Origin of the sequence: Lihuaxuella thermophila (genome assembly GCF_900110165.1) — a bacterium.
GTDB lineage: Bacteria > Bacillota > Bacilli > Thermoactinomycetales > Thermoactinomycetaceae > Lihuaxuella > Lihuaxuella thermophila.
In genome coordinates, this window is the sequence record NZ_FOCQ01000026.1 from 1 (window position 1) to 10,428 (window position 10,428).

Annotated in this window: 19 protein-coding genes; 17 read left to right on the forward strand and 2 right to left on the reverse strand. The window is 45.4% G+C overall.

Going from position 1 to position 10,428, the window contains the following annotated elements; translation table 11 throughout:
* Positions 1-183: 183 nt before the first annotated feature.
* The 14 genes from BMW55_RS18565 (at position 184) to BMW55_RS18635 (ending at position 7,841) form a co-directional block, all read left to right on the forward strand.
* The gene (locus BMW55_RS18565) at positions 184-1,071 is read left to right on the forward strand and encodes a hypothetical protein (protein ID WP_089970793.1); all 888 of its coding nucleotides are present in this window, start codon (positions 184-186) and stop codon (positions 1,069-1,071) included.
* Positions 1,061-2,389: a replicative DNA helicase gene (gene dnaB / locus BMW55_RS18570; protein WP_089970797.1), complete on the forward strand. Its 1,329-nt coding sequence runs from the start codon at positions 1,061-1,063 to the stop codon at positions 2,387-2,389. The genes BMW55_RS18565 and dnaB overlap by 11 nt, the downstream gene beginning before the upstream one ends.
* Positions 2,386-2,592: a hypothetical protein gene (locus BMW55_RS18575; RefSeq protein WP_089970802.1), complete on the forward strand. Its 207-nt coding sequence runs from the start codon at positions 2,386-2,388 to the stop codon at positions 2,590-2,592. The genes dnaB and BMW55_RS18575 overlap by 4 nt, the downstream gene beginning before the upstream one ends.
* Before the next feature lie 4 nt (positions 2,593-2,596).
* On the forward strand, positions 2,597-2,878 hold the full coding sequence (locus BMW55_RS18580) for a hypothetical protein (protein ID WP_089970805.1): 282 nt from the start codon (positions 2,597-2,599) through the stop codon (positions 2,876-2,878).
* Positions 2,875-3,117 (forward strand): hypothetical protein, encoded by a 243-nt coding sequence (locus BMW55_RS18585; protein ID WP_089970808.1) that lies wholly within the window; start codon positions 2,875-2,877, stop codon positions 3,115-3,117. Before BMW55_RS18580 ends, BMW55_RS18585 begins: the two co-directional genes overlap by 4 nt.
* Positions 3,118-3,143: 26 nt before the next feature.
* Positions 3,144-3,974: a DNA adenine methylase gene (locus BMW55_RS18590; RefSeq protein ID WP_280139788.1), complete on the forward strand. Its 831-nt coding sequence runs from the start codon at positions 3,144-3,146 to the stop codon at positions 3,972-3,974.
* Between the two features lie 315 nt (positions 3,975-4,289).
* Positions 4,290-5,273 carry a DNA cytosine methyltransferase gene (locus BMW55_RS18600; protein ID WP_089970817.1) on the forward strand — a complete coding sequence of 328 codons (984 nt, stop codon included), beginning with the start codon at positions 4,290-4,292 and terminating at the stop codon, positions 5,271-5,273.
* Positions 5,274-5,332: 59 nt separating this feature from the next.
* Positions 5,333-5,527: a hypothetical protein gene (locus BMW55_RS18605; protein ID WP_089970819.1), complete on the forward strand. Its 195-nt coding sequence runs from the start codon at positions 5,333-5,335 to the stop codon at positions 5,525-5,527.
* A 2-nt stretch (positions 5,528-5,529) separates the two neighbouring features.
* A complete protein-coding gene (locus BMW55_RS18610) occupies positions 5,530-5,763 on the forward strand; it encodes a hypothetical protein (protein WP_089970822.1) in 234 nt (77 codons plus the stop codon).
* Between the two features lie 40 nt (positions 5,764-5,803).
* A complete protein-coding gene (locus BMW55_RS18615; RefSeq protein WP_089970825.1) occupies positions 5,804-6,013 on the forward strand; it encodes a hypothetical protein in 210 nt (69 codons plus the stop codon).
* A gap of 239 nt (positions 6,014-6,252) precedes the next feature.
* Entirely contained in the window at positions 6,253-6,624 is a 372-nt protein-coding gene (locus BMW55_RS18620) for a hypothetical protein (RefSeq protein ID WP_089970828.1), read from the forward strand.
* A 110-nt stretch (positions 6,625-6,734) separates the two neighbouring features.
* A complete protein-coding gene (locus tag BMW55_RS18625; protein WP_089970834.1) occupies positions 6,735-6,971 on the forward strand; it encodes a hypothetical protein in 237 nt (78 codons plus the stop codon).
* Between the two features lie 106 nt (positions 6,972-7,077).
* Positions 7,078-7,365, forward strand: a complete 288-nt coding sequence (locus tag BMW55_RS18630; protein ID WP_139179508.1) for a hypothetical protein — start codon at positions 7,078-7,080, stop codon at positions 7,363-7,365.
* 83 nt (positions 7,366-7,448) lie between these two features.
* A complete protein-coding gene (locus tag BMW55_RS18635) occupies positions 7,449-7,841 on the forward strand; it encodes a sigma factor-like helix-turn-helix DNA-binding protein (RefSeq protein ID WP_089970840.1) in 393 nt (130 codons plus the stop codon).
* Positions 7,842-8,154: 313 nt separating this feature from the next.
* Here the strand turns inward: BMW55_RS18635 and BMW55_RS18645 are convergent, their stop codons facing one another.
* Both BMW55_RS18645 and BMW55_RS18650 read right to left on the reverse strand, forming a co-directional pair.
* Positions 8,155-8,580 (reverse strand): type II toxin-antitoxin system HicB family antitoxin, encoded by a 426-nt coding sequence (locus BMW55_RS18645; RefSeq protein ID WP_089970846.1) that lies wholly within the window; start codon positions 8,578-8,580, stop codon positions 8,155-8,157.
* Positions 8,581-8,622: 42 nt separating this feature from the next.
* Positions 8,623-8,817, reverse strand: coding sequence for a type II toxin-antitoxin system HicA family toxin (locus BMW55_RS18650; protein WP_211663681.1), 195 nt, complete (start codon positions 8,815-8,817; stop codon positions 8,623-8,625).
* Positions 8,818-9,005: 188 nt separating this feature from the next.
* Here BMW55_RS18650 and BMW55_RS19585 point away from each other — a divergent pair, with 188 nt between their 5' ends.
* The 3 genes from BMW55_RS19585 to BMW55_RS19130 all read left to right on the forward strand — a co-directional run bounded on the left by BMW55_RS19585 (position 9,006) and on the right by BMW55_RS19130 (position 10,366).
* Positions 9,006-9,167, forward strand: a complete 162-nt coding sequence (locus BMW55_RS19585) for a hypothetical protein (RefSeq protein ID WP_170839956.1) — start codon at positions 9,006-9,008, stop codon at positions 9,165-9,167.
* 77 nt (positions 9,168-9,244) lie between these two features.
* Positions 9,245-9,637: an HNH endonuclease gene (locus BMW55_RS18655; RefSeq protein ID WP_089970849.1), complete on the forward strand. Its 393-nt coding sequence runs from the start codon at positions 9,245-9,247 to the stop codon at positions 9,635-9,637.
* Positions 9,638-9,730: 93 nt separating this feature from the next.
* Entirely contained in the window at positions 9,731-10,366 is a 636-nt protein-coding gene (locus BMW55_RS19130) for a hypothetical protein (RefSeq protein WP_139179509.1), read from the forward strand.
* The last annotated feature ends 62 nt before the right edge of the window (positions 10,367-10,428 follow it).

Genomic DNA, 10,428 nt, shown 5'->3' on the forward strand with positions numbered 1-10,428 from the left:
GAGTGAAGAGAGGCTTCCTTAAATGGGATATGTCAAAAAGCCGGTTTTATATCGAATGGGAAACCGTTTGGCAAGCATAAATTACGGGCGGCGGCCGATCGCCCCGCCCTTCTCCCAAACCTTCCGGGAATTTCCCGGAACTTCCTAAACAGTCTAAGAAACTCAGGAGTAGGTGAGGAAACCATGGCAGAGCGCAGGATGATTAGTAAAAGTATTAGTGTGTCGGAAAAGGTCAATGCGATGTCAATATTTGCCCGATTGCTGTTTACCTGGATGATCCCGCATACAGACGATTTTGGAAGAATGCCCGGATCACCAGCAAAAGTAAAAGCCTTAGTCGTGCCAATGGCCGATGAAACAAAGCAAGACGTTGAAAATGCTCTTTATGAGATGGTCGAACAAAATCTAATTGAATGGTACCAGGTTGATGGTAGCCAATACATCCAGATCGTTGATTTTGAACGGCACCAGACAGGGCTTCATAAACGCACAAAATCAAAGTTTCCCGGCCCTGACGATCCGAATGCCAAGAAGGTTTCCGAACCTTTCCGGGAAATTCCGGGAAACTCCGAAATTTACCGCCATGAAGAGAACAGAACAGAAGAGAATAGAAAAATACTACAACAGCCTTCGGCACCGTCTGGCGACGGTGTGGTTGTAGCTGATAAACCACCAAACAATAAAGAGCTCATTGCCGAGTTAGTTTCCAAATATCGTAGTATCCCCGGAGTCAAACAGCACAAAGGCGACTATGCTTTCATCGGCAAGATGTATAACGAATTTGGTTACTCCGAGGTTTATTCTGCCATTGACACTCTGGAAGCAAAGATGTTGATAGAACCGATTGATAAAACATTAGCCTACCTGAAAGGCATCTTAGAAAATAGCCGTGGGAAAGTGCTCCCGCTGCCGCAGAGGCCACCTAAAGAGCGATCATGGAACAAAGAACCGGTCCGGGTGAACCAGCCGACAGACGAGGATCTTGAGCGTCAACAGCAAGTCGAGGAAGAGATGCGCCAGCTGATGCTTGAACGCCAGCAGAGAAGGAAGGGTGCCGTGAATGGAGATTAAACCGGCATTTGATACAGCACTCGAAGAAGAAATCATTGGAAGCATGATCTATGATCCGGCCTGTATCGCTGAAATTGCAGATTTTATTAAGCCGGAATACTTCTATCATCGCCAATACCAGCTGTTGTATGAACATATCATTGAGCTCTGGCAAGACGATGAGACTCGAGTTCATCTAGTTGAAATGGCACCGTTTTTGCAAAAACACGGAATTGATATCGCAAAGCTCAACAGAATGATGGGCGCCATAACAACTACGGCCACCATTGTCTATCATGCTACCCGGTTAAGGGATTTATGGGCGTTGCGCGAAGCCATGAAAGTTGGGTATGAGCTTATCCAAGCTGGACATCTGCGGGATCGGGATGACATCAAGGAGGCCATTGGACAGGCGGAAGCAAAGCTGGCAAAGATTACGGATACGACTGCTTCCACCGAAACAATGACAACGATGATGTCTGCATTGATGGAGTTTAGTGAGGAATTTGATGAGTTGTATCACAAGGGTGAAGGGATTGTTGGGCTATCAACGGGTTTTAAAGATTTAGATCTAAAAACTACTGGTCTTAAAAACGCCGATTTCATTGTAATTGGCGGTCGCTCGAGTATGGGGAAAACGGCATTCGCTCTTCAGCTGGCAAGAAATATTAGTGTCGATCAAGAAAAGCCCGTTCTTTTCTTCTCGTTGGAGATGAGTAAAAAGTCATTGGTTCGACGGATGCTTGCATCAGAAGCAATGATCAACATTCAAAAAATGAATTCAGGTTTGATCCAACCCGATGAATATGAACGGTATACAGAAGCAATGGGGATTCTTAGCAGAGCTCAATTGGTCATTGATGACCAGCCGGGGCTCACTGTTGCAGATATGAAAGCTAAAGCGAGGAGGATGAAACGAGAACGAGGGCTCTCATGTATCATTATCGACTATTTGCAGTACGTGAGAGGATCGGGTCGGCAAGAAAGATACCTGGAGCTTGGGGAGATCACTTCTCAACTCAAGGGCATGGCTAAGGAGTTTGATATTCCTGTTATAGCCCTGGCTCAGCTGTCTCGCGGCGTAGATCAACGTCAGGACAAACGGCCAGTGATGAGTGATCTGCGGGAGAGTGGAAACATCGAGCAAGATGCGGACCTGATTATGCTTTTATATCGGGATGAGTATTACAATCCTCAAACCGAAAAGAAAAACATCGTTGAAGTGATCATTGGTAAACAACGAAACGGGCCAACCGGGGTTGTAGAGCTTGGATTCTTCAAGGAAACCAATAGATTCTTTGACGTTGAGAAATTGAAGAATAGAGGGGGATCATCATGAACCGTTGGTGGGTGTATGAATTCATGAAAAATCGATACTTGGAGACCGGGGTTATCCCGCAAAGGCGCGAGATATTGGCGAAATTCTCCGGGATGGAAACAAAAGAGATCAGCGAGGGAATGATCGAATTCCACCTGGCTTACCCTCGGTTTAAAGAAATACGGGACGACTACGAAGCTCTGAAAAAAGAAATGGGAGCGTGACATCATGGAAGCAGCAATCACCTGGAAGCAAACACAACTTAAGAAGCCAATTAAATCATCGCTGCCGGCAGACGATGAGGTTATCATTCCCGGAAAATGGCGCGGGAAAGACGTGAAAGAGTTTGTGCACATGTGGAAGTGCGGTCTGGCTCTTAAAGATATCGCCAAAGGGTGGCCGGATCGAACCACCAATGATTTAAGGTTTCTTCACGATTACGCGCTTAAAAAGGGATGGATCAGCGAGAGACCAGGCGGGGAAGACGGCCGGCGGAGGTGTGGTGCATGAAACAGCGCATCAAGGGCAGGGTCAGCAAAGAAGGCTTCTACTTTGAATCTTTACGCGGCGGTCAAACGTTCTCGGTTCGAGAAGGAGGGCCGCAAGGACGATTCATCGGTCATGTGACGAGGCTCAGTCAAGGTTGGTGGCGTGCTCACCTTCCAGGCGGAATCACCGCAAAAGGGCAGAGCCGGTCACAGGCGGTTCTGAAGGCAATGAAGACGCAAGGAGAGGGAGAAACAGCATGATAGCAACAAGATCACCACTCATCTGGATGGGCGGGAAAGCAAAACTTGCCGTGGAGATCATCTCCCGGATGCCTGACCACAAAGTGTATGTTGAACTGTTTGGTGGTGCGGCCCATGTGATGGCCCAAAAGTCTCCATCTGCCCATGAAATATATAACGATATTGACGGACATCTGGTAAATTTTCTCCTCGTTGCCAGGGCGGATCCGGAAAAGCTCCGGCAGGCTTGCGAGACGCTGCCATATTCCCGATGGCTTTACGAAACATGGCGGGATGAATGGAAAGCTGGAAAGTGGCCGGCGGATCCGTTTGAGAGGGCGGTAAGGTGGTTCTATCTTAACCGGTCGGCCATTGCCAAAGGGAATTCACCTAAGAACAAAAACACTGGATGGCGACATAGCACAACCAGCAAAGAAAATCCAGCAAGGAGTTATCAAACAGCATGTCAACGTATCGAAAGTTTTGCTAAGAGAATGCGTCCTGTGTTAATCGAAAACTTGGATTTTCGCAAGGTTATTGAGAAATACGACTCCCCGGATACTTTGTTCTACTGCGATCCACCTTATTTTGATTGCGAGCATTACTACATGGGTGAGTTTAGCGAAAGGGATCACAGAGATCTGGCGGAGATGCTGAAGCAGATAAAGGGGAAGGCGATTGTCTCGTACTATGATCACCCAATGGTTTACCGCCTCTATGATGGATGGCGCATAGAGACATTTGATACACATAAGCAGGTTATCACGAACAAAAGCACCGCGGACAATCGTGCCAGAGAAGTGCTTCTCATGAATTATGATTTGCAAATGTCGCTCTTCGAGTTTGCTTCAGGTGGTGAGGTAAGTGGGACAGCTTGAGCTCTTTCCTGATGAAGTAACATCACTAAACACCATGAAATGTGTTTGCAAGCTATGCGGTACCAGTTTCAGAGCCGTTTGGAGGAACGATCTTTCCTTAATCTGCGAGAACTGCCAGCAGAATGAGCCGAATCCAATGAGGAAGACACACGGGCCTGGACCAGATGGAGCCAAGTGCAAAACATGCAAGCACCTGTTTGCAAAACGATGGGATAGAACCTATTACAAATGCGCTCTACGTGGCAACACAAACGGAGCCGGCACAGATCATCGGGTGAGATGGAACGCATGTGCGAAGTATGAGGAGGACAAAGAGTGAGAATGGTGGACCTCTTCTCCGGAATCGGCGGGATTAGTTTAGCAGCAGAATGGGCCGGGATCGAAACGGTTGCCTTTTGCGAAATAGAACCGCATTGTCAAAAGGTTTTGCGGAAACATTGGCCGTATGTGCCGATCTATGATGATGTTCGGAAGTTAACTCGGGAGAGGTTGGAGAGAGACGGAGTGATAGATGATGCACGAACAATTGACATTGTTTGTGGAGGATTCCCCTGCCAGCCATTTAGTGTTGCCGGGAAGCAACGAGGCAAGGAAGATGACCGCCACCTCTGGCCGGAAATGTTTAGAGTTATCAAGGAACTTAGACCCACTTGGATACTTGGAGAGAACGTTGCTGGAATCGTTAGATTGGCACTCGACGATGTACTTGCTGACTTGGAAAGTGAAGGCTACTCCTGCCGGACGTTTATTATTCCAGCTTGCGCCGTCGGTGCGCCCCACAGACGGGACCGGGTCTGGATTGTGGGCCACTCCGAGAGCAAACAAAATCGGAGGGTACAGCAGTCCAGGATGGAGTCCAACTTTGGAACAACAAGTGAAACTTTGGCCGACACCGAAAGCAAGCATTCGGGGAGATTGCCCATCGGAGAGAAAGCGGAGAACTCCAGATTTACCAGCAGCAGTCAAGATGTGGCCGACACCGACGGCGCAGGACAGCAAAAATGCAACGTTACCTCAATCGCAGAAAGATCGGGATTCAGTACCTGGAGCGTTGATCCGAGAAGGGCAGAAAGGCCAGCTGAATCCGGACTGGGTAGAGTGCTTGATGGGTTTCCCACCGGGATGGACGGACATCGATGGCCGGCAGGATTAGGTCAGGAGCAGTATGATTGGGAGCCACCCAGGGTAGCGGAAGGGGTTAAGAACCGGGTAGCTCGGTTGAAGGCGTTGGGTAATGCCGTTGTACCTCAGCAAGTTTATCCGATTCTCAGGGCTATGGTTGAAGCGGACTACAAATAAAAAGCACCCTTCTGGCTTCCACCAGAGGGGTGCATGACCCTAAAGAAAAGGTGATACAAGTGAATTTTAGCAATCACAAGAGTGAAAAGCAAATTAGCAAACCAAAAACGGTTTTATGGGAGCTCACCGAGGAACAGGTCAAAGTGCTTCAGCTGATATTCAATCAGTGGTATCTATCTGATAGTCAACGCGAGATCCGCGATCAGCTTGCAGATGAGCTTACTGATTTGGCAGTGGCGTTTGAGGAGGAGTGAACGTGAAAAAAGCGATTCAACGCCGGCTTAAAAGCCTGGGAAGATGGGAAGTCATCCAGATCGGCAACTATGTCATCCAACGATACAGCCAATTTTATTCTTACATCTGCTACGACGCTCACACTGGGCGTAATCTTGGCGGCGGAAGCTTAGGTCTTATTTCTCATAAATTAAAAGATCTCATCAAACAAGATAAAAGACCTATAAAACAAGCCGACTTTTTACACAGCTTATAGATTACAGGGCGGCCACTGTCCCTTTGGAGGAGGATAAAAAATGGGTAAACACACTCTCAAAAAAGGCGACAAAGTTGTCATGCACACATGCGCCGAGGCGGAAAAATACAACGGCAAAATATGGACTTGCAGCACGGATGAATACACAGTGGGCGAAGGAAGACTTAAACAACGTCTGATTTTCCTGGAAGGTTTCAGCGGTGCTTTTGCAGTCCAATATCTGCAATTGGTCAGATTGGAGACGGAATGAAAAGACGAAGAAACAAACGGGCGGCCATCCGCCCTGATCGGAGGTGTGGGAGTGGCAAGTGGTTGCATATTAGGCGATTGTCCTCTTTGCACCGATTTGATTTATGAGGATGAAATGGCCTGGGATGATGAATTAGGAATATGCCATGAATCATGCTTAAATAACGTCTTATGGAGAAGTGTTCACGGAAGCATTGTTCTAGTGGCGGTTAGGAGAAAGTCAAAACAGGAGGCGACACCATGAAAGGATTATCTGGATGGCTGGCACTGGACGGGCAATTTTACCCGTGCCGGTACGGGGAACATCACCAGCTGGCAGAGCTGATCTATGATGCCCACGAGAGAGAAATGAACCGATTGAGAGAAAAGTTGTCCAAGGAAAGAAAAGGGTATGTGGATCGGGAGTCGGTTATTCAATCCGGTGGTTTTATAAAACTCGGTTGTGATTCATTCGGCAGCGGTTATATTTTCTTCCCTGTGAGCGAACCGATGACGAAAGAGCAAGCCTGGTGGTTCTACTACAACCAAGACAAGTTGTCTAAAGAGCAGCGGGAAATGTGGGAGTGGTACTGCGACCAAAATTCGATCGAAACGGAGGAGATGGCATCGTGAGTTAACCCCCTGCCTCAACAGCAGGGGAGCGGCAGAAAAGAGGTTTCCCATGGACCACTACATTATATGAGACATAACTACCTAGTGTTACTGAAAGGGGAGGTCGGAGGGTGACTAAGTTCCATCTGATTTACCGGCCAGCGACAAAAGAATATGTCCAGTTTTGTGATATCGAATCGTGTTTTGGCCCGCACGTTGTTTGGACTCGTGATCAATCATACGCATATCAGTTTGAAAGCAGGCGAAAGGCTGCTCAAGTAGCTGAAACAATCACTCAAGCAGACAAGATCCGGATGCAGATCATCACATTTAAAGAAGAAGGGAGAAATACCATTGAGTGTGCATAGTACTAAACGGTTGAACGATTACGAGCTTACTGTTGGAGTTTACTTAGGAAAGAAAGATCGGTTGATTCGCTCTTGGCACCAAACGTTGCCGAAAGGAAGCTTTTCAATGCTAACCAAGCTTTGTATTCAGGCGTATCTACAAAAGCAATATTTCCCTCTGCAAACCGTTTGCGATGTTCAGTCACTGAAAAAAGAGATGGAAAAGAACAGATACTTCCGCCCTCAACAGCGCAATATCACTTTTACACCCGAAGACGGGCCCGTTTATGAGTGGGTCAAAAGCTTGGAAAGTGGCTATCGGAGTGAGGAGATCAAGGAGATTCTGAAAGAAACTATAACTCAAACCCTGAATCTCCATCCTTTCCGATCAGGCTCGGGCATCACCAATCGATAGAAAAGACAAACAAAAAATCCCCGCTTTCGGGCGGGGAAATTGCGCGATCTTCGTGCTATTTCATTATAACATGGGGTGGGAAAATGGAGAAACTATACTCTGATTTGTGCACGGAGATTGACATCCTGACATTGAGAATCAAAGATTTGGAAATGGAGTATAAGTTTTGGTATCGTGCATGTTTCGGAAATCGATCTTTCCCACTGGACATCTGTTTAAAGCGGATGGAAGAGATATGTGATCAAGTGGAAATGTACAGCACTCTCCTAGAAGAAAAAGAGAAGACGAGAAAAGAGATTGAAAAGCGCATGTCCGAATTTGAAGGGCTTGAATATAAAGTCAGCTATCTACGGGATGTTAAGGGAATGACCTTGGCTGAGATTGCGGCTGAACTTGGATACAGTTATATCTGGATCAAACAGATCAGCGCCAGGACGCGGAAGAAGAAACATACCAAGAACATACTTTCTGGTTGATTATTTCGTGTTATTATGGTATCGGAAGAGTTTGCCAAATCACCCGGAAGGTTTGGTAGGCTTTTATCATAAATGATACCCCTATACTTGAATAGGTTTTTGGGGGATCATCCTTGAAAATCCCCCTACCAAAGCGAGCGGGAAAAACAAAAAAATTCATCAAAAGGGCAGGTGGGAATTCCTTTCCCATCCGGATTTCCGTTATCTTCCCGCTCAAATTTAAAGCGCCGAACCGATAAAAAAATTGGAGGTGAAATTCCTCCAATACAGTGGGCGAATCGGCGCTTTCTTTTTTTGTGTTTCATTTGCATGATCAGTGATTCACTCCTAAGTGGTGTTTTAATGCTTCTTGGAGAATTTGCGAAAAGTTTACATCATGTTTTTCACCAAGATCATTTAACCATTTAGGGATAGTTAAAGTTTTCTTGACTGATTTTTGCCCGATTTCCTGAACCGCTTTTTTTGAAACAGAAACGAGAACTAATGCTACCTGTTCACCTTCTTCTTTGTATTCTTCTAAGTTAATTTCACTGAGTTTAGAAGGGGCAGGAATTTCTTCTTTGTTTTCCATCATGGTATACAAGTGTCCGGCAAGTGCTTCCTGGGCCATGCGAAAAGCGTCCTCTTCATCCTCACCATGAGAAACGCAGCCCGGAAGATCGGGGAAGGTTACACCTACACCCTTAACGTCTGGATCATAATGAAAAACAGCCGGATAGATATAATAAATTTTTGCCATTAAAATCATCTCCTTTGTGTATTTGAAGGGAAAGGGGCGGGATCAAAGAATCTTGATCCCTGATTGTCGCTCAATACTTTTTATTGTCCCTTTCGGTAAATCTTTCTTAGGATGAGGTATTGTTACAGTACCTTTTTTTGTTGGGTGTCTGAAGTGGTGATGATCACCTGTGACCCTTGCTAAGTACCATCCATCTTTCTTTAATGCTTTGATAATTTCTCGTGACGACTTTGGAATTAGAACCCCTCCCTTCAGTATTAATTATAATACGTATTTGATGCGTATTCAATACGTATTGATACGTACAAAAGCCTTTTTTATGTAAAACTCAGCCCCCGAGCGGTGCTTTTTATTTTACTCAAGTAGGTTGTGTAAAACTTGGTTAACGCTTGATGAATAGATATACTGTTAAAGAGGTGATGAACATGGAAGGAAAGCGGGAATGCCCTTACTGCGAAGGAACGGGTAAAGAATGGGATTATGCCTATAATTCCGAGATAGGCGAAGAGGTCCGCGTAGTCCTTGACGATCCTTGCGAAGAATGCGGAGGTACGGGGTTCATCCAAGATACACCTGAAAAGCGATAATATAACAGCACCCAAGCGGTGCTTTTTATTTTACTGAATGTAATTGTGTAAAACCCATTTTGTATGGATGTGGTACGATGCCTAAACGACCGCTAAGACCATGCAATAAACCCGGTTGCCCAAACCTTACACAGTCGCGGTATTGTGATAAACATGCCAATGAATATAAGACGCAGGAACGACAACGGAAACGGGAGTACAATCGGAAACGCCCCACCCCTGCGCAGCTAGGCTATGATCGAGAGTGGGCAAAAGCGAGGCAACGTTTCCTGAAAGCAAATCCATATTGTGTAGTGTGTGGGGATAAAGCGACGGTGGTGGATCATATCGTGCCGCATAAAGGCGATAGATATTTATTCTGGCAAGCAAGCAACTGGGCTCCTATGTGTTGGAGTTGTCATAGTAGGAAGACAGCGAAATATGATAGTGGGTTTGCTAATAAAAAGATTAAGTATACAAAAGGAAATTGATGTTTACGAAAGAATAGTTAATCAAAATAAAAGTTCCTGCGGTGCTGCAACACCCAGGAACGTGACCAACACCTGACATGGAGGCGTTGATAGTTGAATATTACCATATGCGCAACTTGTGGTAAACAATTTGAATACCTCAGAAAGAAAGGCCCTGCTCGAAAATATTGTTCTGATGAATGCAGAAACAAACAGCCTAGAACAGTCAAAAATATGACCGCTGAAAATATGACCGCTGTTTGTGTTGTTTGTAATGCGGAGTTCGCCCCGCGTTACAAAAGCCAAAAATGTTGTTCTCGTGAATGCGGAAAGAAATCGGCTGGTCAGGTTCTTAGTCAAAGGTTTCAAACACATATTTGTAAACATTGCGGATCTGAATTCAAGCATAAAAGAAGTGGGAGAACAAAGAATATATTTTGTTCTAGAGAATGCGCCTATAACCATAGAAAAGGAAGCACTACATCGAACAAGCGTAAAGAATATAAAGATTTACTTGAAGAACCCAAAAAGAATTGTGGAACAAAGCCATATGTAGAAAAGAAATGTCGTCACTGTGGAACATTGTTTAGAACTAACTACATGGCAGAAAGAAGGGTTTATTGTTCTATTAAATGTTCCAACAGAGCTAATGCATTGAACAGACAAAAACGTTTAAAAGGGAAGTTTGTTGAACGCGTTTTTTTTAATGGATATATTCGAAAGAGACGGCGGTATATGCCAAATATGTAACAAAAAAGTATCTCTTGAATATGAGTATCCTCATCCTCTAAGTGTTTCACTTGATCATATCA